General features: G+C 72.9%; 31 protein-coding genes. 12 read left to right on the top strand and 19 right to left on the bottom strand.

Annotated elements, in window-relative coordinates; genetic code table 11:
• Positions 1–3 precede the first annotated feature (3 nt).
• Entirely contained in the window at positions 4–1,443 is a 1,440-nt protein-coding gene (pdxR, locus tag N538_RS24490) for a MocR-like pyridoxine biosynthesis transcription factor PdxR (RefSeq protein ID WP_036569971.1), read from the top strand.
• Here the strand turns inward: pdxR and N538_RS0108820 are convergent.
• The 3 genes from N538_RS0108820 to N538_RS0108810 form a co-directional block, all read right to left on the bottom strand.
• Positions 1,367–2,671, bottom strand: a complete 1,305-nt coding sequence (locus tag N538_RS0108820) for an APC family permease (RefSeq protein WP_231496174.1) — start codon at positions 2,669–2,671, stop codon at positions 1,367–1,369. The two genes, pdxR and N538_RS0108820, sit on opposite strands and share 77 nt — an antisense overlap.
• An 86-nt stretch (positions 2,672–2,757) precedes the next feature.
• A complete protein-coding gene (locus tag N538_RS0108815) occupies positions 2,758–4,275 on the bottom strand; it encodes an MXAN_6640 family putative metalloprotease (RefSeq protein ID WP_028637011.1) in 1,518 nt (505 codons plus the stop codon).
• An 80-nt stretch (positions 4,276–4,355) separates the two neighbouring features.
• Positions 4,356–4,754 carry an adenylyltransferase/cytidyltransferase family protein gene (locus N538_RS0108810; RefSeq protein ID WP_028637010.1) on the bottom strand — a complete coding sequence of 133 codons (399 nt, stop codon included), beginning with the start codon at positions 4,752–4,754 and terminating at the stop codon, positions 4,356–4,358.
• A gap of 45 nt (positions 4,755–4,799) precedes the next feature.
• On the opposite strand from N538_RS0108810, the gene N538_RS0108805 reads away from it, so the two are divergent.
• Positions 4,800–6,062, top strand: a complete 1,263-nt coding sequence (locus N538_RS0108805) for a DUF445 domain-containing protein (RefSeq protein ID WP_028637009.1) — start codon at positions 4,800–4,802, stop codon at positions 6,060–6,062.
• A gap of 184 nt (positions 6,063–6,246) precedes the next feature.
• Positions 6,247–6,492, top strand: a complete 246-nt coding sequence (locus N538_RS0108800) for an RNA-binding S4 domain-containing protein (protein WP_028637008.1) — start codon at positions 6,247–6,249, stop codon at positions 6,490–6,492.
• A 12-nt stretch (positions 6,493–6,504) separates the two neighbouring features.
• Here N538_RS0108800 and N538_RS0108795 read toward each other — a convergent pair whose 3' ends face one another.
• Entirely contained in the window at positions 6,505–6,873 is a 369-nt protein-coding gene (locus tag N538_RS0108795) for an FKBP-type peptidyl-prolyl cis-trans isomerase (protein WP_028637007.1), read from the bottom strand.
• Positions 6,874–6,978: 105 nt separating this feature from the next.
• Here N538_RS0108795 and N538_RS0108790 point away from each other — a divergent pair, with 105 nt between their 5' ends.
• Entirely contained in the window at positions 6,979–8,019 is a 1,041-nt protein-coding gene (locus N538_RS0108790) for a PP2C family protein-serine/threonine phosphatase (RefSeq protein ID WP_051549051.1), read from the top strand.
• Positions 8,020–8,028: 9 nt separating this feature from the next.
• Here the strand turns inward: N538_RS0108790 and N538_RS0108785 are convergent, their stop codons facing one another.
• Complete coding sequence (locus tag N538_RS0108785; protein WP_028637005.1) at positions 8,029–8,460, bottom strand: CBS domain-containing protein; 432 nt, start codon at positions 8,458–8,460, stop codon at positions 8,029–8,031.
• A 39-nt stretch (positions 8,461–8,499) separates the two neighbouring features.
• On the bottom strand, positions 8,500–9,369 hold the full coding sequence (hisN, locus tag N538_RS0108780; RefSeq protein WP_028637004.1) for a histidinol-phosphatase: 870 nt from the start codon (positions 9,367–9,369) through the stop codon (positions 8,500–8,502).
• A 52-nt stretch (positions 9,370–9,421) separates the two neighbouring features.
• On the opposite strand from hisN, the gene N538_RS0108775 reads away from it, so the two are divergent.
• Positions 9,422–9,865, top strand: coding sequence for a DUF2231 domain-containing protein (locus N538_RS0108775; protein ID WP_028637003.1), 444 nt, complete (start codon positions 9,422–9,424; stop codon positions 9,863–9,865).
• Here the strand turns inward: N538_RS0108775 and rsgA are convergent.
• From rsgA to N538_RS24480, 4 genes are read right to left on the bottom strand one after another with little or no spacing between them, the layout of a single operon-like run.
• Positions 9,862–10,851, bottom strand: a complete 990-nt coding sequence (gene rsgA / locus N538_RS0108770) for a ribosome small subunit-dependent GTPase A (protein ID WP_028637002.1) — start codon at positions 10,849–10,851, stop codon at positions 9,862–9,864. The two genes, N538_RS0108775 and rsgA, sit on opposite strands and share 4 nt — an antisense overlap.
• Entirely contained in the window at positions 10,848–12,107 is a 1,260-nt protein-coding gene (gene aroA / locus N538_RS0108765; protein ID WP_028637001.1) for a 3-phosphoshikimate 1-carboxyvinyltransferase, read from the bottom strand. Before aroA ends, rsgA begins: the two co-directional genes overlap by 4 nt.
• Before the next feature lie 21 nt (positions 12,108–12,128).
• Positions 12,129–12,623 carry a DoxX family protein gene (locus tag N538_RS24485; protein WP_036569968.1) on the bottom strand — a complete coding sequence of 165 codons (495 nt, stop codon included), beginning with the start codon at positions 12,621–12,623 and terminating at the stop codon, positions 12,129–12,131.
• A gap of 45 nt (positions 12,624–12,668) precedes the next feature.
• Positions 12,669–14,018, bottom strand: coding sequence for a sigma-70 family RNA polymerase sigma factor (locus N538_RS24480; protein ID WP_051549049.1), 1,350 nt, complete (start codon positions 14,016–14,018; stop codon positions 12,669–12,671).
• Positions 14,019–14,130: 112 nt separating this feature from the next.
• On the opposite strand from N538_RS24480, the gene N538_RS0108750 reads away from it, so the two are divergent.
• The 5 genes from N538_RS0108750 to rsrA all read left to right on the top strand — a co-directional run bounded on the left by N538_RS0108750 (position 14,131) and on the right by rsrA (position 17,269).
• Positions 14,131–14,859 (top strand): hypothetical protein, encoded by a 729-nt coding sequence (locus N538_RS0108750; RefSeq protein WP_028637000.1) that lies wholly within the window; start codon positions 14,131–14,133, stop codon positions 14,857–14,859.
• A gap of 26 nt (positions 14,860–14,885) precedes the next feature.
• Positions 14,886–15,632 carry an SOS response-associated peptidase gene (locus tag N538_RS0108745; RefSeq protein ID WP_028636999.1) on the top strand — a complete coding sequence of 249 codons (747 nt, stop codon included), beginning with the start codon at positions 14,886–14,888 and terminating at the stop codon, positions 15,630–15,632.
• A gap of 7 nt (positions 15,633–15,639) precedes the next feature.
• Positions 15,640–16,284: an alpha/beta hydrolase family protein gene (locus N538_RS0108740; protein WP_028636998.1), complete on the top strand. Its 645-nt coding sequence runs from the start codon at positions 15,640–15,642 to the stop codon at positions 16,282–16,284.
• Between the two features lie 62 nt (positions 16,285–16,346).
• Positions 16,347–16,982, top strand: a complete 636-nt coding sequence (locus N538_RS0108735) for a sigma-70 family RNA polymerase sigma factor (RefSeq protein ID WP_036569966.1) — start codon at positions 16,347–16,349, stop codon at positions 16,980–16,982.
• Positions 16,979–17,269 carry a mycothiol system anti-sigma-R factor gene (gene rsrA, locus N538_RS0108730; RefSeq protein WP_028636996.1) on the top strand — a complete coding sequence of 97 codons (291 nt, stop codon included), beginning with the start codon at positions 16,979–16,981 and terminating at the stop codon, positions 17,267–17,269. Before N538_RS0108735 ends, rsrA begins: the two co-directional genes overlap by 4 nt.
• 63 nt (positions 17,270–17,332) lie before the next feature.
• On the opposite strand, the gene N538_RS29685 is transcribed toward rsrA, so the two are convergent.
• The 5 genes from N538_RS29685 to N538_RS0108710 form a co-directional block, all read right to left on the bottom strand.
• A complete protein-coding gene (locus N538_RS29685; protein WP_369759046.1) occupies positions 17,333–17,407 on the bottom strand; it encodes a 50S ribosomal protein bL37 in 75 nt (24 codons plus the stop codon).
• Between the two features lie 116 nt (positions 17,408–17,523).
• Positions 17,524–17,895 (bottom strand): thioesterase family protein, encoded by a 372-nt coding sequence (locus N538_RS0108725; protein WP_028636995.1) that lies wholly within the window; start codon positions 17,893–17,895, stop codon positions 17,524–17,526.
• Complete coding sequence (locus N538_RS0108720; RefSeq protein ID WP_028636994.1) at positions 17,895–18,383, bottom strand: GNAT family N-acetyltransferase; 489 nt, start codon at positions 18,381–18,383, stop codon at positions 17,895–17,897. The genes N538_RS0108725 and N538_RS0108720 overlap by 1 nt, the downstream gene beginning before the upstream one ends.
• A complete protein-coding gene (locus N538_RS0108715; protein ID WP_028636993.1) occupies positions 18,376–20,013 on the bottom strand; it encodes an acetolactate synthase in 1,638 nt (545 codons plus the stop codon). Before N538_RS0108715 ends, N538_RS0108720 begins: the two co-directional genes overlap by 8 nt.
• Before the next feature lie 9 nt (positions 20,014–20,022).
• Entirely contained in the window at positions 20,023–20,874 is an 852-nt protein-coding gene (locus N538_RS0108710; RefSeq protein ID WP_028636992.1) for a DUF2785 domain-containing protein, read from the bottom strand.
• An 88-nt stretch (positions 20,875–20,962) separates the two neighbouring features.
• Between N538_RS0108710 and N538_RS0108705 the strand changes: the two genes are divergently transcribed.
• On the top strand, positions 20,963–22,438 hold the full coding sequence (locus tag N538_RS0108705; protein ID WP_028636991.1) for a sensor histidine kinase: 1,476 nt from the start codon (positions 20,963–20,965) through the stop codon (positions 22,436–22,438).
• An 11-nt stretch (positions 22,439–22,449) separates the two neighbouring features.
• On the opposite strand, the gene N538_RS0108700 is transcribed toward N538_RS0108705, so the two are convergent.
• Positions 22,450–22,701 carry a WhiB family transcriptional regulator gene (locus N538_RS0108700; RefSeq protein ID WP_028636990.1) on the bottom strand — a complete coding sequence of 84 codons (252 nt, stop codon included), beginning with the start codon at positions 22,699–22,701 and terminating at the stop codon, positions 22,450–22,452.
• A gap of 217 nt (positions 22,702–22,918) precedes the next feature.
• Here N538_RS0108700 and N538_RS0108695 point away from each other — a divergent pair, with 217 nt between their 5' ends.
• Positions 22,919–23,305: a hypothetical protein gene (locus N538_RS0108695; protein WP_028636989.1), complete on the top strand. Its 387-nt coding sequence runs from the start codon at positions 22,919–22,921 to the stop codon at positions 23,303–23,305.
• Here the strand turns inward: N538_RS0108695 and N538_RS0108690 are convergent.
• From N538_RS0108690 to N538_RS0108680, 3 genes are all read right to left on the bottom strand, one after another.
• Positions 23,302–24,114 carry an RNA polymerase sigma factor SigF gene (locus N538_RS0108690; protein ID WP_028636988.1) on the bottom strand — a complete coding sequence of 271 codons (813 nt, stop codon included), beginning with the start codon at positions 24,112–24,114 and terminating at the stop codon, positions 23,302–23,304. The two genes, N538_RS0108695 and N538_RS0108690, sit on opposite strands and share 4 nt — an antisense overlap.
• A complete protein-coding gene (locus N538_RS0108685; protein WP_028636987.1) occupies positions 24,114–24,542 on the bottom strand; it encodes an anti-sigma factor in 429 nt (142 codons plus the stop codon). The genes N538_RS0108690 and N538_RS0108685 overlap by 1 nt, the downstream gene beginning before the upstream one ends.
• Positions 24,543–25,025: 483 nt before the next feature.
• Positions 25,026–25,205: a helix-turn-helix transcriptional regulator gene (locus N538_RS0108680; RefSeq protein WP_028635871.1), complete on the bottom strand. Its 180-nt coding sequence runs from the start codon at positions 25,203–25,205 to the stop codon at positions 25,026–25,028.
• Positions 25,206–25,246 lie beyond the last annotated feature (41 nt).

Genomic DNA, 25,246 nt, shown 5'->3' with positions numbered 1-25,246 from the left:
GGCATGGACCTCCCGGTCGACCTCGACGCGCGCGGTGACCGGACCAGCGCGATCTACCGGGCCCTGCTCGACGCGATCCGCTCCGGCCGGCTCGGTGTGGGCGACCGCCTGCCACCGAGCCGGTCGCTCGCCCGCGACCTCGCCGTCGCCCGCAACACCGTCGCCACGGCGTACGAGCGGCTGGTCGCGGAGGGCTTCCTCGAGGCGCGCGTGGGGGACGGTACCTACGTCGCCGAGCTGGCGGCGCCCGCGCCCGCGCCGCGCCACCCCGGCGCCCTCGACCCACGCCCGGGATGGACGTTCCGCCCGCTGCCGGTGAGCGGCGAGACCGAGCCGCCGCCGTACGACTTCCGGGTCGGCATCCCGGACGCGAGCCTCTTCCCGTTCGACACCTGGCGGCGGCTGGTCGCCGCCGAGCTCCGTGGTGGGGCGCACCATCCCGGCACGTACGCGCACCCCGCCGGCCACCCCCAGCTGCGCGGCGCCATCGCGCGCTACCTCTCGCTGGGCCGCGGCGTCGCGGCGGAGCCCGACGACGTGCTGGTGACCCACGGCACCCAGCAGGCGCTCGACCTGATCGCGCGGGTGCTCATCGAGCCCGGCGACGTCGTGGCGGTCGAGGACCCCGGATACCCGTTCGCCCGGGAGCTGTTCGCGTCGTACGGCGCCCGCGTGGTGCCGGTCCCCGTGGACGGCGACGGGCTCGTCGTCGACGCGGTGCCGGACCGTGCGCGGCTGGTCTTCACGACGCCCTCGCACCAGTTCCCGACCGGGCCGCCGCTCTCGCTCGCGCGCCGCCAGGCGCTGCTGGAGTTCGCGAACCGGCACCGGGTCGCGGTCGTCGAGGACGACTACGACAGCGAGTTCCGGTTCACCGAGCGACCGATGGAGACCCTGCACGCCCTGGACCGCCACGGCCGGGTCGTCTACGTCGGCACGTTCTCGAAGTCGCTGATCCCGGCGCTGCGGTCCGGGTACCTCGTCGCGCCGCGCAGCCTGCGGGACGCCCTGCTCGGCGCCCGCCAGCTCGCCGACGGGTACGGCGCCCCGGCCGAGCAGGTGGCGCTCGCCCGGTTCGTCGCCGACGGGATGCTCGGCCGACACCTGCGCCGTGCCCTCAGGGCGTACGCCGAGCGCCGCGAGCTCGTGCTCGACGGGATCGCCCGGCTGCTGCCGCAGCTGGAGGTGGTGCCATCCGCGGCCGGGTTGCACGTGGCCGCGCTGTTCACCACGCCCGTGGACGACGCGGCGGTCGCGGCCACCGCTCTCGAGCACGGCATCGCCGTGGAGGCGCTCTCGTCCTACGCGGTCAGCGCCCCGGTCTCGGGGCTGGTCTTCGGCTACGGCGCGACCGCGACGCAGGCGGTCACACCGGGTCTGGAGCGGCTGGCACGGCTGCTCGGGACCGGGCCAGCCACACGACCGCCGCGAGGCCGACGATGACCTGCGGGAGCAGGTACCGGCCGGTCAGGCCGAGCAGCCCGAGCGACGAGATGAACGCGACGACGCTGCCGCGCCACACCCAGGTGCCGCGCGGGAGCAGCCGGATCGCGGCCGCGGTGCCGACCAGGTAGACGATCGAGAACGCGCCGGTCACCAGCAGCATGGTCCGCTCCACGGCCACGCCGGAGATCGCGACGGCGAGCAGCGTGCCGAGTGCCCCGATCGTCACCACGGCCAGCGAGCGGCGGGGCACCTGCCCGGCCGTCGAGCCCTGCGCGAACCACGCCGGCAGCGAGCCGTCCCGCCCGAGTGCGCCGCCGAGCCGGGCGCTGCCGGCGAAGTAGGCGTTCATGGCGCCGACCGAGAGCAGCACCGCGACGACCGTCGTGACGGGGCGGGCCGGCTCGCCGAAGCCGAGCACGAGCATGTCGGACAGCGGCGCCTTGCCGGGGTTCGGGCCGAGCACGGCGACGGTGGCGAACGCGACGCCGAGGTACATCACGCCCATGACGACCAGGGCGATCACCGTCGCCCGCCCGATGTCGCGGGCCGGGTCGCGGTACTCCGAGGACAACGAGGTCACGACCTCCCAGCCCGCGAACGCCCAGATCAGCAGCGCCGCGGCGGTGCCGATCGCGGCGTACCCGTGCGGTGCGAACGGCGTCAGGTTCGCGGTGCTCGCGTGCGGCAGGGACACCAGCGTGGCGACCATCAGCAGCACCGCCAGGGCGCCGGCGATCACGAGCTGGACCCGGCCGGAGACCCGGATGCCGAACCAGTTCATCACTGCGACCACGCCGATGAGCACGCCGGCCGACAGCAGCTGGGTGGGTCGGCCACCGCCGGTGCTGTCCGCGACGTACGCGCCGGCGAACCCGGCGGCGGCGGGCGCGCCGAGCGGGATCGCGAAGTAGAAGCACCAGCCGATCACGGTGGCGACCCGGGCCCCGAACGCCCGGCGGGCGTACGTCGATACGCCGCCGCCGTCCGGGTACCGCGCGCCGAGGGCGGCGAACGTGGTCGCGAGCGGGACCGACAGCAGGACCAGAGCGAGCCACGCGACGAGCGAGGCGGGTCCGGCCTCGTACACCGCCAGGGCGGGCAACGAGATGACGCCGGTGCCGAGCACCGCGCCGAGCGTGAGGGCCGCGCCCTGGGGTACGCCGAGCCCGCCGGCCGCGACCGGGTCGTCGGCGGGGATCGGATCAGGGGTCAGGGCGCGCGTCACGCGCTCAATCTAGGGGTGGGAAAGGTCCCGACGCAGTGCCAATACCGCGCAGCCTGTCCGGGCCAATCGGCCCCGGGGCCGGCTCATTACTTCGGCCGCACCGCCACGACAGTCAGGGCGAACTTCTGGTCGTCGTCGCGCGCCCGGCCCTGGCACGACCACGAGGTCCGGTGCCAGCACGAGAAGCGGGTCGACGCGTTCACCAGCACCACCTTCGTCCAGGAGACCCGCCTGGTGCTGAAGCCCACCAGCGCGCGGCCCTCGCCCTCCCGGTTCAACCGCACCGGGGTGTGGTCGACGCCGTGCTTCGTCCTCGACACGACGTACGCCGCGGGCTCGGTCCGGCCGCGCGGCCCGTCGACGACCACGCGCAGCTTCCAGCGCTTGTCCTGGAGGCCGGGGTCCGGCTTGACCTCGATGTTGCGCGACGACAGGTGGTCGATGGCGATCCGGCTTTCCTGGCGCGGGGCGTCCTTGGTGAGCGTCCAGGTCGCGGCGACCGGGGCGGTCGGCCACGCGTTGCCCTCGGGGTAGACGTGGCCGGGCGTGGTGTTCGCGGCCGCGAAGCTGCGGTAGACGCGCTCGAACCCGCCGTGGTGCTCGAGGATGCCCTTGACCGCGGTCGTGGAGTACTGGTGGCCGGCGCCGGGATAGGCGCCGGCCCGGGTCCAGACCTGCTTCACGACACCGGTTCCGAAGCGGGTGCTGAGGTACTCGAAGAAGGTCCAGTTGCCGTACTGGTTGAAGCCCTGCCGGTTGAACAGGTCCAGCGGCCGGCCGGGCGCGCCGACCTGGCCGTAGGGCAGGTACTGGCGGTTGTCGTTGACGTCGTCGGCGACCCGCTCCTCCATCCACGTCGCGGTGCTCTCCATCAGCCACGGGTCCTCGCCGTAGTCGTAGGCGAACTGGATCGCGTGGAAGAACTCGTGGGCGGCGGTCACCCGCAGGCTCTGCTTCGGCGGGGCGCCGTACTGGGCCTCGGCGAAGTCATTGTCGAGCACGCAGTACCCGGAGGCCAGCCACTTCTGACCCGGGGCCCGGCGCTCGGGAGTGCAGTACCCGTAGATCCCGCGGGAGCCGAGCTCCTTGAGGTAGACGTCGAACTTGGCGTTGCCGCCGCGGTGCTTGTCCGGGATCGGCTTGCGGTAGCCGAGTTTGCGGATCTCGGTGCGCCAGACCTTGTTCATGAACGTCAGGTTCGTGTCGACCCACGCCTTGCTCGGCGGTGCGTCGGCGGTGGTGGGCACCCAGTGGATGCACAGGTGATTGCGGCACTTCCTGTGTGCGGCGACGGTGTACCCGTCGCCGAGCCGGTCTGAGGCGCCGTCCGTCGGGCGGGCGAACAGGCCGTGCGCCGTACGCCGGTCGCCGGCGTCGAGCCGCGGCAGCGCCGCGAACAGGTCCCGCATCGCCAGGGACACCTCGGGCCGGCCGGTCGCGGAACGGCGGGCGAGCGAGGTGGCCGGGTCGAGCAGGTGCTGGACCGTGGCGAGCGCCTGCTGGGCCGAGGTCGGGCCCGGCTCCGGGGCGCCGGCCGGTGCCGGTGCGGGAACGGTGACCAGCAGGCCCATCGCGACGGCGACGGCGACGATCGGTCGACGCATCTTTCTCCTCGAGAACGAAAGGTGGCTACGGCCCTACGAGCCTGCCCGACAGGTGGCCACGGGCAAACCCGCCGCGCGGGTCAGCTGCCGCCGGAGATCTTCTCGATGAGGGCCGTCGTCGAGATGGCGGGCGTGCGGGGCAGGTAGACGACCTCGCAGATGTCCTCGAACTCGTCGAACCTCCCGGCCCAGTCGTCGCCCATCACGAGCACGTCGGCGCCGTACTTCTGGATGTACTCGCGCTTGAGCTCCAGGCTCTCCTCGACGAAGACCTCGTCGACCGGCTTGAGCGCGGCGACGATCGCGAGCCGCTCGGCCTCGCTGAAGACCGGCTCGCGGCCCTTCTTGCGCAGGTTGAGCTCGTCGGCGGAGACCCCGACGACCAGCCGGTCGCCGAGCGCGGCGGCGCGCTCGATGACCCGCAGGTGCCCGACGTGGAAGACGTCGAACGTGCCGAAGGTGATGACCGTGCGAGGCATGCGGCGCATTCTGGCATGTGGGCCGGTGCGCGAGGATGGCGGGCAATGACCTCCATCGCGATGATCACCCCGAACCCCGCCGCCGACGCCGTACGCCGCCAGGGGTTGCGCCGGATGCGCACGCTCGCCGTGTCGCTGCTGCTGCTCGCGGCCGTCGTCTACGTCGCCACGCTCGACCAGGACGGCTTCCCGGGCTTCGTGAACGCCGGCGCCGAGGCGTCCATGGTCGGCGCGATCGCGGACTGGTTCGCGGTCACCGCGCTGTTCAAGCACCCGCTCGGGCTCCCGATCCCGCACACGGCGCTGATCCCGAAGCGCAAGGACGAGCTCGGCCGCGGTCTCGAGGAGTTCGTGGGGGAGAACTTCCTCCAGGAGGGGATCATCCGCGAGCGGGTGGCCGCGGCGACGGTCTCGCTGCGCCTGGGCCGGTGGCTCTCGGAGCCCGCGAACGCGAGGCGCGCGGTCGACGAGGTGGCCGACCTCGCCGTGATCGCCCTGAACCGGGTGCAGGACTCGCACATCGAGGAGCTGTTCCGCGACGCGCTGGTCCCGCGGTTCCGCGAAGAGCCGATCGCGCCGCTGCTCGGCTCGCTCCTGGAGGAGACGATCCGCGACGACCTGCACCACGGCCTGGTCGACCTCGGGTTCGACGAGCTGCACCGGTGGCTGGTCGCGAACCCGGACACGGTCGCGGAGGTGCTCGGCGAGCGCGCGCCCTGGTGGGCGCCGACCCGGCTGAACGAGGCGGTCACCTCTCGCGTCCACCGCGAGCTGGTCCGCTGGGTCGGCGACATCCGCGACGACCCGCACCACCACGCCCGCCAGGCGCTGGACTCGATGCTGGCCCAGCTCGCCGAGGACCTGCAGCACGACCCGTCGGCCCAGGAGCGCACCGAGCGGCTGAAGGAGCGCATCCTCGACCATCCCCAGGTGCTCGCCTCGTCCGTCTCGCTCTGGAACGCCCTGCGCCGCTCGCTGCTCGCCTCGCTCCGGGACCCGTCCGGCGCGGTGCGCGCCCGGCTGCTGGCCGAGGTCTCGTCGTTCTCCTCCCGGCTGCTCACCGACGACGTGTTCCGTGCCCGCCTCGACACCCTCGCCGCCGACGCCGCGGTCTTCGCCGTCGACCGGTACGGCGCCGAGGTCACCACGGTCATCACGCACACCATCGAGCGCTGGGACGGCAAGGAGGCCGCCCGCCGGATCGAGCTGCACGTCGGCCGCGACCTCCAGTTCATCCGCATCAACGGCACCATCGTCGGCGGGCTCGTCGGCGTCCTCATCCACGCCGTGTCGGTGGTCCTCCGCTGACGGTCCCGGTGCCGGTGCTGGCCCTCGTCCCACCGGTCGCAGGTTCACCATGGTCTCCGGTCGAACCTGCACTACCCATGGTCTGCACGGCGGGGGATGTTGGAGGCTTCCCCGCATCCCCTGGTGGAACGGCGCTCCGGGGCCTCGAGCGCCGAGCGCACCCGGATGCTGAGACACTGGACCCATGGCCGAGCCGTACGACGTCCCGATCAGCGACGAGTCGATCCGGCTCGGGCAGTTCCTGAAGCTGGCGAACCTGGTCGAGAGCGGGTCGGAGGCGAAGCCGCTGATCGCGGCCGGGATGGTGCGCGTCAACGACGAGGTGGAGACGCGGCGGGGTCGTCAGCTCGTCAAGGGCGACGTGGTGTCGCTGGCCGCCCAGTCGGCACGGGTGGCCGACGGCGAGGCGACCGACAACCTGCCCTGGTGACCGGCGGGCCGGTCAGCGGACGTCGAGCAGGTCCACCACGAAGATCAGCGTCTCCCCGGGCTTGATCACGGCCCCGGCGCCACGGTCGCCGTAGCCGAGGTGCGGCGGGATCACGAGCTGGCGGCGACCGCCGACCTTCATGCCCTGCACGCCCTGGTCCCAGCCGGAGATGACCTGACCGACACCGAGCCGGAAGCTCAGCGGCTCGCCGCGGTTGTACGACGCGTCGAACTCCTCACCGGTCGAGTGCGCGACGCCGACGTAGTGGACCGACACGGTCGAACCGGCGGACGCCTCCGCGCCGCTGCCCTCGCTGATCTCGGTGACGACCAGGTCGGTCGGCGGGTCGAAGTCGGGGAAGTCGATCTCGGGCTTGTCCATGACCCCAGCCTAGGACGTGACCCGGACGGGTGAATTCCGGATCCTTCCGGTCGGATCTCGTCGTGTTCGACATCGGGGGCGGACGGAGCCTGACATCATGCGCGGGTGACCTCCGTGCGCGCGATCTGGAGACGCCTCGACCCCGGGCTCGTGGCGGGCTTTGGTGTGCTGGCGGTCCTGGTGGCGCTGTCGATGACCACGCCGGTGCAGCTGATCGCCGTCTTCGCGAGCGGCGCCATCGTGGCCAGCCTGGTGACGACGGCGCGGCGGACGGCGTACGTCGCGGGCGCCGCGGTCGTCTGCGGACTGCTCGCCCACCTGTGGCACGACGACACGGGCATCGTCGACTGGCTCGCCCGGGTGTTCCTGTGCGCCCTGCTCGGCCTGGTCGGGATCCAGGGCGCGGCCCTGCGCGAGCGCCGGGAGGGCCGCCTCGAGCGGATGACCGTCATCGCGGAGACCGCCCAGCGCGCGGTGCTGCGCTCCATCCCCACCGCGATCGGCTCGGTCGGCCTGTCCGCCCGCTACGTCTCGGCGACCGCCGAGGCGCTGGTCGGCGGAGACCTCTACGAGGTCGCTGCGACGCCGTACGGCGTGCGTGTGATCGTCGGCGACGTGCGCGGCAAGGGCCTGGCCGCCGTGCAGACCGCGGCCGCGGTGCTCGGTGCCTTCCGCGCGGCGGCGTTCACCGAGCCGGACCTGGCGGCGCTGGCGCGCAACATCGACGAGACGCTCACCCGCTTCGTGGGCGAGGAGGAGTTCGTCACCGCGATCGTGGGCGAGTTCCACGGCAACATGGTCACGCTGGCCAACTGCGGCCACCACCCGCCGCTGCTGGTCCACGACGAGCAGGTCTCCGAGGTCGACACCGGCGAGCCGACCGTACCGCTCGGCATGGGCTCCGACCCGGGCCTCACCGAGCACCCGTGGCCCGCCGGCGCGCGGATGCTCTTCTACACCGACGGCCTGGTCGAGGCTCGGGACAAGTCCGGTGAGTTCTTCCCGCTCGACGACTACGCCCCCGAGATCGGCGAGGGCACCGTCGAGGAGGCGCTGGACCGCCTCGTCGAGCACCTGCTGGCGTACGCCGGCAACAAGATGAACGACGACCTCGCCCTGGTCCTCGCCGAGAGCGAGTCCCACTAGCCTGCTGGGTCAGGTCTGGTGGACGTAGCTGTCCAGCTGGTCGCGCTCGAACTCCAGCTGGACGATGCGGTGCTTCACCACGTCGCCGATGCTGATGATCCCCGTCAGCCGGCCGTCGTGCACCACCGGGACGTGCCGGATCCGGCGATCGGTCATCACCTTCATCAGCTCGTCGACGGGGGTGTCCTCGTCGCAGGTCTCGACGACGTCGGTCATGATCGCGCGGACGGTGTTGTTGATGACGGTGCCGTCGCTGTGCAGGTGACGCACGACGTCCCGCTCGCTCACGATGCCCTCGACCGAGGTGCCGTCGGAGCTGACGATCAGGGCTCCGATGTTGTGCTCGGCGAGCTGGGCGAGGAGCTCGCGCACGCCGGTGTCCGGCCGGATCGTGACGACCTCGCGACTGGGCTTGGCCTGGAGAACGTCGCCGATGCGCATGCCTCGACGGTAGTCCCCCCGGACGGTCGGCGTCACCCCTCAGTCGCGGCGGCGGTCACGCAGGTCGGAGACCGAGCCGGGCCCGGTCCGGCGCACGTCGGGGTCGTCGTCGTCGTCGGGCAACGTGCCCAGGAACGACAGCGCGGCCTCGTGCAGGTGGCCGTTCGTGGCCAGCGCGTTGCCGCCGAACGGGCCGTCGCTCCCGTCCAGCGAGGTGAACCGGCCGCCCGCCTCGCGGACGATGACGTCCAGGGCCGCCATGTCGTAGACCTCGAGCTCGGGTTCCGCGGCGATGTCGACCGCGCCCTCCGCGAGCAGCATGTAGGACCAGAAGTCGCCGTACGCCCGGGTCCGCCAGCACCGCCGCATCAGCGACAGGAAGTCGTCGAGGCGGTCCCGCTCGTCCCACCCGGACAGGGAGGCGAAGGAGAGCGAGGCGTCCTCGAGCCGCCGGACGTCGGACACCTGGCAGGGGATCGCCTTGAGCAGCGACCGCCCGGTCCAGGCGCCGTTGCCGTTCGAGGCCCACCAGCGGCGCTGGAGCAGCGGCGCGGACACCACGCCGAGCACGACCTCCTCGTCGACCACCAGCGAGATCAGGGTCGCCCAGACCGGCACGCCGCGGACGAAGTTCTTGGTGCCGTCGATCGGGTCGATCACCCAGCGGCGTTGGCTGTGGCCCGTGGACCCGTGCTCCTCGCCGGTGACCGCGTCCCGCGAGCGGACCCGCGAGAGCGTGCGCCGGATCGACTCCTCGACGGCCTGGTCGGCGTCGGTGACGGGCGACAGGTCCGGCTTGCTCATCACGTGGAGGTCGAGCGCCCGGAACCGGCTCTCGGTGATCGAGTCGGCGTCATCGGCCAGGACGTGCGCGAGGCGCAGGTCGTCGGTGTAGTCCGTCTTGGGCACCTCCTCACACTAGTGACTGAACGCCCCGGGGTGGTGGACCGTGTGGCCCGGCATGGAGATCAACGGACTCCCGCTGCACCCGCTCGTCGTGCACGCGGCCGTCGTGTTCGGACCCCTCGCCGCGGTCGCGGCCGGGCTGTACGTCGCGGTGCCCCGCTGGCGGGACCGGCTGCGGTGGCCGATGCTCGCGCTCGCGGGCGTCGCCACCGGCGCCATCGTGGTGGCGTACCTCACCGGCGGCACCTTCCTGGACAGCAAGCCGGAGCTGCGGTCCAGCCCGCAGGTCGCGGTGCACGAGCACCGCGGCCGGCAGCTGCTCCGGGTGAGCCTCGGGTTCGGCGCCGTCGCGATCGCCGCGGGCTCCGTGCACGCCCGCAGCGGGGCGCCGCGCGTCGTCCTCGACGTGCTGCTCGCCGTGGCCGCGGTCGCGCTGCTGGTCTGGGTCTTCCTCACCGGGGAGGCGGGCGCCCGCGCCGTGTGGGGCCGATCCGGCTAGTACGCCGGCTCGCTCCGCGCGGCCAGCAGCCGGCGGAACGACTCCACCCGGACCGGGTCGGCGGTGCCGTTCCGCACGGCCTCGTCCAGCCCGCACTCGGGCTCGTCGGTGCCGTGCGTGCACCCGCGTGGGCAATCCTCGGTCATCTCGTCGAGGTCCGGGAACGCCTCGATGAGGTGCTCGGGCTGCACGTGCGCGAGGCCGAAGGACCGGATGCCCGGCGTGTCCACGATCCATCCGGCCCCGCCGGGCAGCTCCAGGAGGTACGCCGAGGTCGAGGTGTGGCGGCCGCGCCCGGTCACGGCGTTCACGTGGCCGACGTCGCGCCCGGCGTCCGGCACCAGCGCGTTCACCAGCGTGGACTTGCCGACCCCGCTGGAGCCGATGAGCACGCTGGTCCGCCCGCGCAGCCGGTCGCGCAGCTCGGCCAGGTCGCCGCCGCGCCGGGTGACGACCCAGGGGACCCCGAGCGAGCGGTACGTGACGAGCAGGGTCTCGGGGTCGGCCAGGTCGGACTTGGTCAGGCACAGCAGCGGCTGCATCCGCGCGTCGTACGCCGCGACCAGCGCCCGGTCGATCAGCCGCGGCTGCGGGTCGGGGTCGGCGAGCGCGGTCACCACGACGAGCTGGTCGGCGTTCGCGACGATCACCCGCTCGACCGGGTCGTCGTCGTCCGCCGTGCGCCGGAGCACGGTGGTGCGCTCCACGACCTCCACGATCCGCGCCAGGCTGCCGTCCTGCCCGGAGGTGTCGCCGACGACCCGGACCCGGTCGCCGACGACCACGCCCTTGCGACCCAGCGGCCGAGCCTTCATCGCCAGCACGACGTGGTCGTCGACGAGCAGCGTGAACCGGCCGCGGTCGACGGTCACGACGACGCCGTCCACCGCGTCGTCGTACGTCGGTCGCTCCTTGGTGCGGGGGCGCGTGTGCCGACGCGGGCGGTCGTAGTGCTCGACGTCCTGGTCGGAGTAGCGCCCCGTCATGCGGGGATCAGCCCCGACCAGAGGTCCGCGAAGTCCGGGAACGTCTTGTCGGTCGTCGCGATGTCCTCGACCAGCACGTCCTCGACCGCCGCACCGACGATCACGCCGGCGTGCGCCATCCGGTGGTCGGCATAGGTGTGGAACACCCCGCCGTGCAGGGGGGCGGGCTCGATGCTGAGCCCGTCCGGGTGCTCGGTGACGGCGGCGCCCAGTCCGCCGAGCTCGGTCGCGAGCGCCGCGAGGCGGTCGGTCTCGTGGCCGCGGATGTGCCCGATGCCGCGCAGGTGGGACGGCGCCTCCGCGAGCGCGCACAGGGCCGCGACGGCGGGGGTGAGCTCGCCGACGTCGTGCAGGTCGACGTCGATGCCGAGCAGCGTGCCGCTGCCGGTGACCCGGAGCCCCTCGTCGACGAACGACACCTCACAGCCCATCGCCGTGAGGATGTCCCGGAGCGCGTCGCCGGCCTGGGTCGTCTGCCGCGGCCAGTCACGCACCACGACCGTGCCGCCGGACACGGCCGCGAGGGCGAGGAACGGGGCGGCGTTCGAGAGGTCCGGCTCGATCACGTGGTCGACGGCGCGGACCGGGCCCGGCGCGACCCGCCAGCGGTTAGCGTCGGCGTCGTCAACCTCGACGCCGTGCTCGCGCAGCATCGCGACGGTCATGTCGATGTGGGGGAGCGACGGCACGGGCTTGCCGTCGTGGCGCACGTCGACGCCCTCGTCGTACCGCGCGCCCGCCAGCAGCAGCGCGGAGATGAACTGCGACGACGCGGACGCGTCCACCACGACCGTGCCGCCGCGCACCGACCCGGTCCCGTGCACAGTGAACGGCAGCGACTCCCCGCGGGCGTCGACGCCCAGGGTGCGCAGAGCGCCGAGGATCTCGCCCACGGGTCGCTGCCGCATGTGCTCGTCGCCGTCGAAAGAGACGGTGCCGGTCGAGAGCCCCGCCACCGGTGGCACGAACCGCATCACGGTCCCGGCCAGCCCGCAGTCGACGGCCGCGTCGGTGGTGAAGGCGCGGGGCGTCACGCGCCAGTCCACGCCCGAGGTGTCGACCTCCGCGCCGAGCGAGGTCAGCGCGCTCGCCATCAGGGTGGTGTCGCGCGAGCGCAGCGCCCGGCGGACGACCGACGGGCCGTCGGCGATCGCGGCCAGCACCAGCGCGCGGTTGGTGAGCGACTTGCTCCCGGGCAGCGTGACGACCGCGTCGACGGGGTGTCGGGCGCGGGGTGCGGGCCAGGGCTCGGTCACGAGCCGCAGCCTACCGAGGCGTCAGGAGGTGACCTTCGCCTTGAGGAGCTTGGCCTCGCGACGGGCGTCCTTCGCGGCGTGCCGGGTCCGCCAGGCCACGCCGGGCCGGCCCTCGGTGTCGCCGGCGGCGATGATCAGGCCGCCGATGATCGCGACGTTCTTGAAGAAGTGCAGCTGCTGCTGGCTGCGCGTCGCGTTGTCGTCGGCCTCCCAGTACCGGTGGCCGGCGGCGGTGGTCGGGATCAGCGAGCCGGCGAGGACCGCGGACGAGAGCCGCGGCGCACGGCCCATGGCGAGTGCGAGCGCCGCGCCGATCTGGACACCGGCGTTCAGCTTCACGAGCGTCTCGGGGTCCTCCGGCAGCGGGATGCCGGCCTTACGCGCCAGCGGCACCAGCCGGGAGGTGACCGCGTCGGCCTTCGCGGCGGGTGCTGAGCTGTTCTTCAGGGCGCCAGCGGCGCCGACCAGGAAGATGGACGCGAGCATCGGGCGGGCGATCAGTCTGCTGACGGTCATGGTCTCCTGTGTACCCCGACGCCCCTGACGGCAGTCGCACGGCGGTCAGGGGACGGGGACCGTCGCCCCGATCGTGGGCAGCTGCTGGCCGAGCACCCCACCGCCGACCGAGGCGCCGATCCCACCCGGGCCGACCGAGACGTCCACGTCGAGCTGGACCAGCGGCGACTGCGGTGGCGCTGACGGCGGGTGCGTGGGCGGCGGCGACGTCGGCGGCGGAGCGCTGGGCGAGCCGGAGGGCGGCACCGTCGGGGGAGCGGTCGGGGGACCGCTCGGCCCAGCCGTGGGAGCGGCGTAGCCCGGCCCCGGACCCGGCTCGTCGGCAGTGACGGAGCGGTCCCGGGAGCCGGCTGGGCCGGGACCGGACCGGTCGCGGTGGACCGGCGCGGTGGAAGCGCCCAGCGACGGCGACGCCTGCGCCGAGGGCAGGTCCTCGGCGGCCGGCACGTTCCCGGCGCCCTGGTGCAGGGTGAGCAGGAGCCCGGCTGCCACGGCCGAGGCCGCGGCGCCGGCGATCGCCGCGGTCGGCCCGTGCGCCATCACGGCGTCCCGGGCCCGGTCCAGCAGGGCCACCACGCCGCCGCCGGCCACGGCCGTGCCACCACCGGCGGCCGAGGCGAGGTACGCGCTCGCGGCGGCGCCCAGCAGCAGCGGCGCGAGCAGGGCGCCGAGGCGGGAGTTCACCTCGGTGAGCTCCAGGTAGATCGCAGCGCACTGGCGGCACTCCTCGAGGTGCTCCTCGACCCGCGCCGAGTCGCGGCGGGAGAGGCCGCCGCGGACGTAGGCGCCGAGGTTCGCCCTGGTCCGGGCGCAGGCGTCGTCGTCGACGTCCTGGGCGTGCATGGAGAGATAGGCCTGGCGGAGGCCCTCGCGGGCCCGGTAGGCGAGCGCCGAGACGGAGTTCGGCGACATGCCGAGCAGGGTCGCCACCTCGGCCGGCTTCTGCCCCTCGACCTCGGTGTGCCAGAGCACGAGCTGCCAGCGCTCGGGGAGCGACCCGAACGCCCGGGCGGCCGCGGCGTTCTCGAACCCCTCGACCGCCGTGTCGCGGAACGGCACGCCGGGATCGAAGGGCGTGAGGTCCGCGGTCGTGTGCAGGCGCGCGCCGACCCGGATCCGGTCGACGTGCAGGCGGCGTACGGCGGTGAGGAGGTAGGCGCGGAACGCGAGGTCCGGTCCGCCGCCGCGCTGGAGCACCACCAACACCTTCGCGAACGCCTCGGAGACCAGGTCGTCGACCTCGCCCGCGGACACGAGCTGGCGTGCGAGCCGGCGTGCGGCGAGCACGTGGCGCGAGAAGAGCTCGCCGTACGCGTCGGTCTCCCCGGCGCGCACCAGCGAGATCAACTCACCGTCGCTCGGAGGACCGTCGACGGTCACGAGGTGGCTGGCCACGTACCTACAACGCGCGAGCCGCCGAAAGATCACGGAAATCTTTCGGCTTTCGCGTCATGGACCCGGAGCGGGCCCGTTTCATCCGCGGCAGACCAAACGAGGGGGAGCCACCGTGGGAAGGTTCACGACGCACTGGCGACGTGGGGCCACGGGCGACCCCGAAGCGGAGCGGGAACTGTCATCGGAGCGACGCGCGGCCCTGCCGCCCCGCTTCGGTGCGGTCGGGGAGGCTCTTGCTTCGGGGTCGGGCACGGTCGCCTGCGAGGTCGCCGGGGCCGCCCTCGCCCGGGACGGCGTCTCTCTGGCGGAGTCCCTCGACGGCCTCGCCACCACCACCCGCCTCGTGCTCGGCGCCGAGCCGGCGCACGCGTACACACGGGCGCTCGCGGTGGCCTGGAGCGACGCGATGCTCGGCTACCTCAACGACCTGTCCTGCAACGACCCGCTGACCGGCCTCTCGACGCTGGCCCACCTGCGCAGCCGGATCTCCGACGTCTACCGCGCGGATCACGACGGGGACCACGCGCTGGTGGTCGTCGCGGCGCCGCCGTACCCGGAGGCCGCGTCCGGCCGTGACGACGTGTTGGCCCGGGCCATGCATGTCGCCCAGCTCGGCGACACGGCGCGCACCGTCTTCCGCGGGCCCGAGACCATCGGCCACGTCGGCCCCGGGCGGGTCGTCGTGCTCGCCGATCGCGACGACCGGATCGCCCGCCGGGTCGGCCTGCTCCGCCAGATGCTCGACAGCGGCTCGGTCCCGCGCACCCGGGTCTGGATCGAGGGCCTCCCCGCTTCCGACGCGGCGGCGGGCCGGCTCCTGGACGAGCTCACCCGCGCCTGACGGTCCCGCCCTCTAGGGTTGCGGGTATGTGCGGTCGCTACGCGTCCAGCCGGCGCCCCGAGGACCTCGTCGAGGAGTTCGACATCGCCGACGTGCGGATCCCCGCCCCGTTGGAGGCCGACTACAACGTCGCGCCGACCAAGGAGGTCTACGCGGTCGTCGAGCGGCCGCCGTCGAAGGAGTCCGAGGAGCCGCCGGCCCGCCAGCTGCGGGTGCTGACCTGGGGGCTCGTCCCGTCCTGGGCGAAGGACCCCTCGATCGGCAACCGGATGATCAACGCCCGGATGGAGACCGTCGCCGAGAAGCCGGCGTACAAGCGGGCGTTCGCGGCCCGGCGCTGCCTGCTGCCCGCGGACGGCTACTTCGAGTGGTACCCCACCGAGGAGCTGACCCCGGCCGGCAAGCCTCGCAAGCAGCCGTTCTTCATCCGTCCCAAGGACCACGGCGTGCTCGCGATGGCGGGGCTGTACGAGATCTGGCGCGACCCGACGAAGGCGGACGACGCCGAGGACCGGTTCCGCTGGACCTGCACGGTGATCACGACCGACGCCGAGGACGACCTCGGCCACATCCACGACCGGATGCCGCTCATGGTGGAGCGGGACCGCTGGTCGGACTGGCTCGACCCGCGGCGGCCGAAGGACGGACTGCTGGACCTGCTGGTCCCGGCCGCGCCCGGGGCGCTGGAGGCCTACCCGGTCTCCCCGCTCGTCAGCAACGTCCGGAACAACGGTCCCGAGCTGCTCGAGCCGCTCCCGCTGGAGGGGTCGTGACCGCGCCATGACCGAGCGCCGGATCGACACGCCGCACGGCGAGGCCCGCCTGGTGACCGACCGGGCGCGGACGCCGTACGCGACCCTGCTGCTCAGCCACGGGGCCGGCGTCGGCATCGACACCGCGGACCTCGAGGCGCTCGCGACCAACCTCCCTCGCAACGGCATCACCGTCGTCCGCCTGGAGCAGCCGTGGCGGGTCGCCGGCCGCAAGGTCGCCACCCCGCCGCCGACGCTCGACGCCGGACTGACCGCGGCGGCCGACCACCTGCGCACCCGGACGCCCCTGGTGGTCGGCGGCCGGAGCGCCGGCGCCCGGTCCGCGGCTCGGTGTGCACGGAGCCTGGGGGCGAGCGGGTGCCTCGCGCTCGCCTTCCCGCTCCATCCGCCCGGGAAGCCGGAGAAGTCCCGGCTCCCCGAGCTCCTCGGGGCCCGGGTGCCGACGCTGGTGATCCAGGGCGAGCGGGACACCATGGGACGGCCCGACGAGTTCCCGCCGGAGATCGACCTCGCCGTCGTACCGGGCGCGGACCACTCGTTCCGGGTGCCGAGGAGCGGCGACTGCTCCCAGGCGGAGGCCCTCGAGATCATCGTGGAGTCCACGCTCGAGTGGGTGATCCGCGAGGTCGCGGGGAATGAGCGCCCGGTCTGAGGCGTTCCGTGAACATGCTGGCAGTGCTCGAACGCCCCACGACCGGGCTAGTCTGGGAGACGATGACAGACCCCACTGACCCCACCCCCGAGGATGTCGACGTCGCCACCGAGTCGGAGGCGGAGCGCACCGCGCGCTTCGAGCGCGACGCGCTGCCGTTCCTGGACCAGCTCTACTCCGCCGCGATGCGGATGACGCGCAACCCCGCGGACGCCGAGGACCTGGTGCAGGAGACCTTCGCCAAGGCGTACTCCTCCTTCCACCAGTTCCGGCCGGGCACCAACCTCAAGGCGTGGCTGTACCGCATCCTGACGAACACCTTCATCAACACCTACCGCAAGAAGCAGCGCCAGCCGCAGCAGTCGATGTCCGAGGACGTCGAGGACTGGCAGCTGCACCGCGCGGAGTCGCACTCCTCGAGCGGGCTACGGTCGGCCGAGATGGAGGCGCTCGAGCACCTGCCCGACTCCCAGGTGAAGGACGCGCTCCAGCGCCTTCCGGAGGAGTTCCGGCTCGCGGTGTACCTCGCCGACGTCGAGGGCTTCGCCTACAAGGAGATCGCCGAGATCATGGACACCCCGATCGGCACGGTCATGTCCCGGTTGCACCGGGGCCGGCGCCAGCTGCGCGACATGCTCTCGGACTACGTGCGCGACAACGACCTGCTCACGGTCGGCCGGGACGGAGGCGCGTCATGACCCACGAGGCCGATCACCACATGGGCTCGGACCCCTCGCTCGCCGAGTGCGCCGACTTCCTCGAGCAGATCGTCTACTTCCTCGACAACGAGTTGGACGCGGCCGACTGCTCGGCCGTGCGCATCCACCTCGACCAGTGCAACCCGTGCCTGGAGAAGTACGACCTCCAGCGGACCGTGAAGTCGGTCGTGGCCCGATCCTGCGCGGAGGCCGCGCCCGACGAGCTGCGCCAGCGGGTGCTGCTGCGAATCCGCCAGGTCCAGGTGGAGATCCGCGAGACCCCCTGACCGACCCCCGGACGAACGAGAACCCCCGAACCGGAAGGCTCGGGGGTTCTGTCTCTTTCGCGCTCAGGCGTTGGGGCGCTTGCCGTGGTTCGCGCCCTTCTTCTTGCGAGCGCGGCGCTTGCGGCCGGTCTTGCCCATGATGTTCCTCCTGATCGGACGTGTCTGGCCCGAGGGCCGACGTCCAGTCTCTCAAACTCGCGCGCGAGCGCGAAATCGGGTCCTGCGGCCGGTCACCTCTGCGTTCGGACGAATCGTCAGAGCCGGCCCAGGAACCGCTCCGCGTCGACGACGACGCGGGTGATCTCGCCGGTGCCCACGACCTTGCCGACCGCGGAGCCTCCGACGTGGCGCGCGGCGACGGTGAAGCGGTGCAGCCGACCGTCGACGTACGACGCGGACGCGCTCACCTCGACCCGCTGGCCGACCGCGCTCGCGCCCAGGTGCTCCAGCTCGACGCGGGTGCCGACGCTGGTCTCGCCCGGGGCGAGCGTCGGGTCGATCGCCGCGCAGGTCGCGGCCTCGCACCAGGCGAGCAGCCGGGGCGTGCCGAGGACGGGGAGGCTGCCGGAGCCGACGGCGGCGGCGGTGTCCGCGTCGGTGACGGTGAAGCTGAGCGTGGCGTCCATCAGAGGTCGGCCACGAACGCGATCAGGTCCACGCCCGGCATCGGTGACCAGTCCCGATCGGGCGCGCGCCGGAAGCCGTGCCGCTCGTAGACCCGGTGCGCGGAGGTCATCTCGGCGAGGCTGGACAGCACCACCCCGCGGAAGCCCAGCTCGCGGAACCGCTCCATCACCAGCCGGGTCAGCACCTCGCCGACACCCTGCCGGCGCGCGGTCGGCGACACCGCGAGCATCCGGAACTCGCCCTCGTCCTCGGCGCCGATCTCGCGCCACGGCGACCCGGGCAGCGCGATCGTCACGGTCCCCAGCACGTCGCCGTCGCGCTCGGCGACCCACAGCTCGGCCTCGCGGTCGCGCTTCGCCGCATCCCGCAGCAGGGCGATGTAGTGGTCGTCGGGGCCCTCGGTGAACTCGGCGTACGCCGCGACGGTCACCTCGCCCGCCGCCGCGAGGTCCTCGGGGCGCGCCAGCCGGACGACGAGATCAGACACCGAAGCTGGTCCTCGGGTAGGTCGCGGTCACGTCCGTGATCACGTTGACCAGGTACGGCACGCCGGAGGCGAACGCGCGGTCGATCGCGGGGCCGACCTCCCGCGGATCGGTGACGGTCTCGCCGGCGCCGCCGAGGGCGCGGACCACCTGGTCGTACGCCGTGCGCGGGGCGAGGTCGGCGATCACGTCGTACCCGTAGAGCATCTGCATCGGGCCCTTCTCCAGGCCCCAGGCGGAGTTGTTGCCCATCACCATCACGACCGGCAGGCCGTGTCGCACCAGCGTGTCGACGTCCATGAGCGAGAAGCCCGCGGCCCCGTCGCCGAGCAGCAGCACCACCTGGGCAGACGGCCGCGCCAGCCGGGCGGCGATCGCCGCGCCGAGGCCGGCACCGAGGCAGCCGTAGGGGCCGGGGTCGAGCCACCCGCCGGGCCGCTTCGGCTCGACGAACTTGCCGGCGAAGCTGACGAAGTCGCCGCCGTCGCCGATGACGACCGCGTCGTCGGCCAGCCGCGGCACCAGCTCGCCGTAGATGCGCGCCGGGTGGATCGGGTCGGCCTCGGCGCCGAGCAGGGCGGCGTCCCGCTCGACCCCGGCGGCGACACCGGCCTGCAGGTCCGCGACCCACGCGGACCAGTCGGGCCGCCGGACGACCTGCTCCAGCTCGGCCAGCAGCCCGTCGAACACCGTGGTCAGGTCGCCGGAGACCGACGCCGCGAGCGGGGCGTGGCCGGACACCTGGCCGGGGGAGTCCGCGACGTGCACGACCTGGGCGTCGCCGAAGACGCCGTACCCGAGCCGGAAGTCCAGGGGAGTGCCGACGACGACCACGAGGTCGGCGCCCTTGAGCGCCTGGCTCCGCGCCTTGGTGACCAGCAGCGGGTGGCCGCCGGGGACGACGCCGCGGCCCATGCCGTTGGTGATCGCCGGTACGCCGGCGCTCTCGACGAACCGCAGCGCGGCCTCCTCGGCGCGATCGGCCCACACGTCCGTGCCGACGATCAGCACCGGCCGGGTGGCACCGGCCAGCAGCTCCGCGACCTCCGTGAGGGCCTCCGGGTCCGGCTCGGCGCCACGCGGAGCGGTGAGGTCGGGCAGCTCGCAGGTGGCGCTGTTGAAGAGCTCGTCCATCGGCACGTCCACGAACACGGGGCCGCGGTGCGGTGAGCCGGCGGTGAGGAACGCGTCGTGGATGCCGTCCGCCACGTCGGCGGCGGTCGGGATGGTGCGCGCCAGCTTCGAGACCGGCGCGAAGATCGGCGGCTGGTCGAGCTCCTGCAGCGCGCCGGTGCCCCAGCGACCCTGCGGCGCGCGACCGCCGACGACGACCATCGGCGAGCCCGCGAACTGGGCCTGCGCGACCGCGCTGAGGCCGTTCGTGACACCCGGCCCGGCGGTCAGCACGGCGAGGCCGGGCACCCGGGTCAGCTTGCCGGTCGCCTCCGCCGCGAACGCCGCGGTCTGCTCGTGCCGCACGTCGAGGAGCCGGAGCGGGGAGGCGGACTTCACGGCGCCGTCGTACAGCGGGAAGACGTGCGCCCCGGACAGCGTGAACATGGTCTCGACGCCGTGCGCCTGGGCGACGGCCACCGCGAGCTCGCCCGCGTGGCCGGTCAGTTCCGTGGGCATGCCCGAATGTTACTCACCCGTAGCAGAGAGGAACGCCGAGTTCGTCGCCTTCAGCGCGTCGACCACGACGAGCAGCAGGTCGGAGCGCACCTGGGGCGGGCGGGTGCCCATCGCGAGCTGCAGGTACAGCGCCCGGAGGAACGCCTCGGCGTTGCCGCCGAGCAGGTACGGGTCGCGCCCGTCGTACGACGCCCGGGTGCCGGCCGCGATCGCGAGCCGGCGGATCCACGGCTCGAGAACGCGCAGCGGCACCACGTTGCGGCGCAGGACGTTCATGGTCGCGAACGCCAGCCGGTCCGGCTCGCCGTTGGTGAACAGGCGCTCCACGGGCAGCAGCACCCGGTCCGCGATCACGTCGAGCAGCACGGTGAGCTCGGGCTGCGCGAGGTGCGGCGAGTTGGCGAGGGTCGCGAGCGTGTCCGCGCCGTGCGCGACGGCGTGCGCCCACCCCTTGCCGGGGACGAAGGCGCGCAGGTCGCGTTCGCGCAGCAGCCAGGCCGCGATCCGGTCGCCCCACTCGAGGATCTTGCCGCCGGGCAGCAGCGGGCGCTGGTTGTCGCGGGCGATGCACTCGCCCAGGACGAGCGCCGAGAAGCTGCGCCGGAACACGCTGTCGGTGTCCTGCTCGCCCAGCCCCACCCGCAGACCGATCGCCATCCCGTCGCCGAGGCCGCCGAGCAGGTCGTCGTACACGCCGCGGTCGACCCACGTGGTCAGCGTCGGGTAGGCCGTGCCGTCGCGCAGAGCCGGGTCCGGGTCGCCGAGCATCCGGGTCAGCTCGGCCGTGAGGTCGTCCAGCGGCCGGTCCTGCGGGACCGCCAGGCCGGTCGCGTGAACCTGCTTCCAGTACGACCCCGACATGGGAGCCATCTTCGCAGAGGTGGTCCAGACGTCCAGCGGGGGTCCACCCGATGCCGGAACCTTCCGCGGCGCCCCTACCCTTGCCAGCGTGCCGTCCCTCACCGAGCTGGTGCGCAGCCACACGGATCTCGACGTCGACGACGTCGCGTGGCTGCAGCTGCTGCAGGCGGACTGGCAGATCATCGCCGACCTGTCGTTCGCCGACCTGGTGCTGTGGCTGCCCGACCGGGAGGGCAAGGGCTTCTGGGCGGCCGGCCAGATGCGGCCGACGACCGGCCCGACGGCGTACGTCGACGACGTGATCGGCACGTTCGTCCCGGTGGGCCGCCGGCCGCTCATCGACGCGGCGTACGGACAGGGGCGGCTGGTCCGCGAGGGCGACCCCGAGTGGCGCGACGACGTGCCGGTGCGGGTCGAGACGATCCCGGTGCGCAGGGCCGGCCGGGTGATCGCCGTCGTCGCCCGGAACACCAACCTGCTCGGCGTCCGCACGCCGAGCCGGCTCGAGCTGTCCTACCTCCAGGCGGCGGCCGACCTGACGCAGATGATCGCGAACGGGTACTTCCCGGCCGCCGGGCAGCGCAGCGACCACGCCGACACCCCGCGGGTGGGCGACGGGTTCCTGCGGGTGGACGCGGCCGGCAAGGTCGTCTACGCGAGCCCGAACGCGCTGTCGGTGTTCCGCCGGCTGGGCCTCTCGGGCGACCTGACCGGGCTGTCCCTGGCCGAGACCACGCGCGACCTGGTGCCGCCACGGCGCCGGCCGGACGAGGAGACGTTGAGCGCCGTGCTGGGCGGCCGGGCGCACCGGGACACCGAGATCGGCACCGAGGGCGTCGCGCTGATCGTGCGCTCGATCCCGCTGCGGCCGCAGGGCGACCACATCGGCGCGCTGGTGCTGGTCCGCGACGTCACCGACCTGCGCCGCCGGGACCGCGAGCTGGTGACCAAGGACGCGACGATCCGGGAGATCCACCACCGGGTGAAGAACAACCTCCAGACCGTCGCTGCGCTGCTGCGGCTCCAGGCGCGCCGGATGGACTCCGAGTCGGCGCGGCTGGCGCTGGAGGAGGCGGTGCGCCGGGTCGGGTCGATCGCGATCGTGCACGAGACGCTCAGCCAGGCGGTCGAGGAGCAGGTCGACTTCGACGACCTCGTGGACCCGCTGGCGCGGATGGTGACCGAGGTCAGCGCGGTCGGCAGCCGGGTCCGGGTGCGGCGCGAGGGGAGCTTCGGCGTGCTCTCGTCGGAGTCGGCGACCGCCCTGGCGATGGTGCTCACGGAGGTGCTGCAGAACGCCGTCGAGCACGGGTACGACCCGGACGCGCCGGACACCGCCGGGGAGATCGTGCTCACCGCGGGCCGGCTGGTCGGCCGGCTGCACGTCACCGTTGACGACGACGGCCGCGGACTCCCCGAGGGGTTCGACCTGGACGGGTCGACGAGCCTGGGGCTGTCGATCGTGCGGACGCTCGTCGAGTCCGAGCTCGGCGGTCAGCTGACGCTGGGTCCGCGGCCCGAAGGGACGGGCACCCGCGCGGCGCTCGACGTACCCCTGGAGTGATCAGCCGGTGATCAGGCGGTGCGCACCCGGGACCGAGCGCTGCGGCGCTTGAGCGCGCGACGCTCGTCCTCGCTCAGACCGCCCCACACGCCGTGATCCTGGCCGGCCTCGAGCGCCCACGCGAGGCACTGCTCGCGCACCTCGCAGCGTCGGCACACCTGCTTGGCCTCCTCGATCTGGAGGATGGCCGGACCGGTGTTGCCGATCGGGAAGAACAGCTCAGGGTCCTCGTCGAGGCAGGCGGAACGGTGGCGCCAATCCATGGCTGGGGGATCCCTCTTTCCTAAGCTCAGCGTGCAGGTCAGGAGCGGACAAGACCTGCGGGTGCCCTCGGGGCACGGCGAAGTGAACGCATTCACGAGCGCACCCACAAGACTGGCAAGTGTTGGACCGTTAAACAACCCCTGCGGGTGGTTCGTTTCGTCACAGCCGTCACGCCCGTGTTTCCGGGGCGGAACAGGGTTCTTCTAGGCTCCGGGTGTGAGTCTACGCAGCGCCCCCAACCCGGCACCGCTCGTCGTCGCGGCCTCCCTGGTGGCGATCGAGGGCCTGTTCCTGGTCGGGTACGCCGTGCTGGAGCTGGCCAGCATCTCCTCGGACCGGGCCGCGGTCGCGCTGACCACCGCGGTGTTCTTCGCGGCGTACGGCGGGCTGCTGCTGGCGGCCGCGTGGGCGATCACCCACGGGCGCTCCTGGGCCCGGAGCCCGATCGTGCTGGCCCAGCTGATCCAGCTCGGCGTGGCCTGGAGCTTCCGGGGTGGTGACACCACGGTGGCCGCGGGCGCGATGGCCGTCGTGGCCGTCATCGTGCTCGTCGGGCTGCTGCTCCCCAGCAGCATCGACGCGCTCGCCGACAGCGAGGACTAGCTCGACTCCTCCAGGGAGGTCCGCAGCTGCTCCAGCGTGCGGTTCAACAGCCGGGACACGTGCATCTGGGAGACGCCGATCTCGTCGGCGATCTGCGACTGCGTCATGTTCCTGAAGAACCGGAGCAGGAGAATCTTCTTCTCCCGCGGCTCGAGCCGGTCCAGCAGCGGCTTGATCGACTCGCGGATCTCGACGTGCTCGAGGCCCTCGTCGTCGACGCCGATCGCGTCGAGCATGGTCGCGGCGCCGTCGTCGCTGTCGTCGCTGGCGTCCAGTGAGAGGGTCGAGTAGGCGTTGCTCGACTCGATGCCCTCGACGATCTCCTCGACCGTGCAGCCGATCGCCTCCGCGAGCTCGCGCGGTGTCGGGGACCGGCCCAGGCTCTGGGTGAGCTCGGCGGTGGCGGCGCCGATCTGCATGCGCAGCTCCTGGAGCCGGCGGGGCACCCGGATCGCCCAGCCCTTGTCGCGGAAGTACCGCTTGATCTCACCGATGATCGTCGGGGTCGCGTACGTCGAGAACTCCACGCCCCGGTCGGAGTCGAAGCGGTCGATGGACTTGATCAGCCCGATCGTCCCGACCTGGACCAGGTCCTCCAGCGGCTCGCCGCGGTTGCGGAACCGGCGGGCACAGTGCTCGACCAACGGCAGGTGCAGGTGCACCAGCGCGTCGCGCGCGGCGTCCCGGGTCGCCGGGGAGGCGTCCTCGTCCCGGAAGACCAGGAACAGCTCCGCGCTGCGCCTCCGGGTGACCTCCACACCCGTCGTCGCATCGGGGTCCGGGGCGACCGAGCCGGCGGGCGTTGTCATCACGACCCGATCTCGGGGTGGCCCGACTCCATGGTGAGCGTGATGACGAACGTGTCGCCCTCGTTGTGGGCGGTCGCGTGCGAGGCGAGGGTGGTGAGCACCTGCCACGCGAAGCTGTCGTAGTCGGGCGAGACGGGACCGTCGGCGCCCACCGCGATGCTCACCGTGAGCTCGCCGGGTGCCATGTAGAAGCGGCAGGTGAGGTCCGAGCCGATCCCGGCCTGCGGGAGCACCATCGCGCTCGCCTCGCCGACGGCGATCCGCAGGTCCTCGATGTCGTCGATCGGGAAGTCCAGCCGGGCCGCGAGCCCGGCCGTGGTGGTCCGGAGCACGGACGCGAACGCACTGTCCGCGGGCAGTCGCAGCTCGACGTCGGCCCGTCGGCCCGCCTGCCCGGTCGTCGCGGTCCTTGCGCCGATCGAAGCCATGTCGCCCTCCGGGCCTGTGGTCGTGGGGTGGGAGGGCCGAGCCCCTGCCGCGAAGAGTAGCGGGGACCGTCCCCCGGGTGTCGTACCCGGGGCGCGGTCCCCGCTAACTAGAGGGGTGTCCTGGAGCTCGCGGTGACGGAGCTCTGGCTGAGTCACCAGCGGTCGAGCCTCGGGACCGTCCGCTGTGGTGACGGTGGGCGGTCGCGACTTGGCTCCGCCCGGTCGAGCCTCGGGAGCGGAAGGCCTTCGCAGGCTCAGGCCTTCCTTCCACGTCCGCTGTGGTCACCGTCGACGGTCGAGACTTCGCTTCGCTCAGTCGCGCTTGAGACCAAGAAGGCTTGAGCGAAGCTCAAGCCTTCTTGGTCTCCTTGTAGGTCCCGCTCAGTGGCAACCGTTGGCAACCGGTGGCTGTTGTGCCCTGACCAGCCCAGATGCGTTGGGGACCGTTGGCGGTTCTCGGACGTCTTGCGGACTGTCTGCGGACTAGAGGCGGCCGGTCTCCCTGGCCCACTTCTCGACTTCCGCCGTCTCCCACACCGGACCCTGTGCGAGTCGCGCCACGGGCTCGGGAAAGCCGTGGGACGCGGCCAACTGGTGGGCGCGCTGACGGCTCACGCCAAGGAGCTCGGCGATTTCGCTGATGCCCATCAGGCGCTCTGCCACGGGGCGGACGCTAGGGCATTGACACAGTCAAGGGATGGAGG

It is taken from the genome of Nocardioides sp. URHA0032, assembly GCF_000620645.1.
Lineage (GTDB): Bacteria > Actinomycetota > Actinomycetes > Propionibacteriales > Nocardioidaceae > Nocardioides.
The sequence above is the reverse complement of the archived record's forward strand: the minus strand, read 5'-3'. Positions and strand labels throughout refer to the sequence as shown.

Coding starts and splice junctions, on each gene's coding strand:
- pdxR (WP_036569971.1), top strand. CDS start 4: ATGGACCTCCCGGTCGACCTCGACGCGCGCGGTGACCGGACCAGCGCG.
- N538_RS0108815 (WP_028637011.1), bottom strand. CDS start 4,275: ATGCGTCGACCGATCGTCGCCGTCGCCGTCGCGATGGGCCTGCTGGTC.
- N538_RS0108810 (WP_028637010.1), bottom strand. CDS start 4,754: ATGCCTCGCACGGTCATCACCTTCGGCACGTTCGACGTCTTCCACGTC.
- N538_RS0108805 (WP_028637009.1), top strand. CDS start 4,800: ATGACCTCCATCGCGATGATCACCCCGAACCCCGCCGCCGACGCCGTA.
- N538_RS0108800 (WP_028637008.1), top strand. CDS start 6,247: ATGGCCGAGCCGTACGACGTCCCGATCAGCGACGAGTCGATCCGGCTC.
- N538_RS0108795 (WP_028637007.1), bottom strand. CDS start 6,873: ATGGACAAGCCCGAGATCGACTTCCCCGACTTCGACCCGCCGACCGAC.
- N538_RS0108785 (WP_028637005.1), bottom strand. CDS start 8,460: ATGCGCATCGGCGACGTTCTCCAGGCCAAGCCCAGTCGCGAGGTCGTC.
- N538_RS0108775 (WP_028637003.1), top strand. CDS start 9,422: ATGGAGATCAACGGACTCCCGCTGCACCCGCTCGTCGTGCACGCGGCC.
- rsgA (WP_028637002.1), bottom strand. CDS start 10,851: ATGACGGGGCGCTACTCCGACCAGGACGTCGAGCACTACGACCGCCCG.
- N538_RS24485 (WP_036569968.1), bottom strand. CDS start 12,623: ATGACCGTCAGCAGACTGATCGCCCGCCCGATGCTCGCGTCCATCTTC.
- N538_RS0108745 (WP_028636999.1), top strand. CDS start 14,886: ATGTGCGGTCGCTACGCGTCCAGCCGGCGCCCCGAGGACCTCGTCGAG.
- N538_RS0108740 (WP_028636998.1), top strand. CDS start 15,640: ATGACCGAGCGCCGGATCGACACGCCGCACGGCGAGGCCCGCCTGGTG.
- N538_RS0108735 (WP_036569966.1), top strand. CDS start 16,347: ATGACAGACCCCACTGACCCCACCCCCGAGGATGTCGACGTCGCCACC.
- rsrA (WP_028636996.1), top strand. CDS start 16,979: ATGACCCACGAGGCCGATCACCACATGGGCTCGGACCCCTCGCTCGCC.
- N538_RS0108725 (WP_028636995.1), bottom strand. CDS start 17,895: ATGGACGCCACGCTCAGCTTCACCGTCACCGACGCGGACACCGCCGCC.
- N538_RS0108715 (WP_028636993.1), bottom strand. CDS start 20,013: ATGCCCACGGAACTGACCGGCCACGCGGGCGAGCTCGCGGTGGCCGTC.
- N538_RS0108710 (WP_028636992.1), bottom strand. CDS start 20,874: ATGTCGGGGTCGTACTGGAAGCAGGTTCACGCGACCGGCCTGGCGGTC.
- N538_RS0108700 (WP_028636990.1), bottom strand. CDS start 22,701: ATGGATTGGCGCCACCGTTCCGCCTGCCTCGACGAGGACCCTGAGCTG.
- N538_RS0108690 (WP_028636988.1), bottom strand. CDS start 24,114: ATGACAACGCCCGCCGGCTCGGTCGCCCCGGACCCCGATGCGACGACG.
- N538_RS0108685 (WP_028636987.1), bottom strand. CDS start 24,542: ATGGCTTCGATCGGCGCAAGGACCGCGACGACCGGGCAGGCGGGCCGA.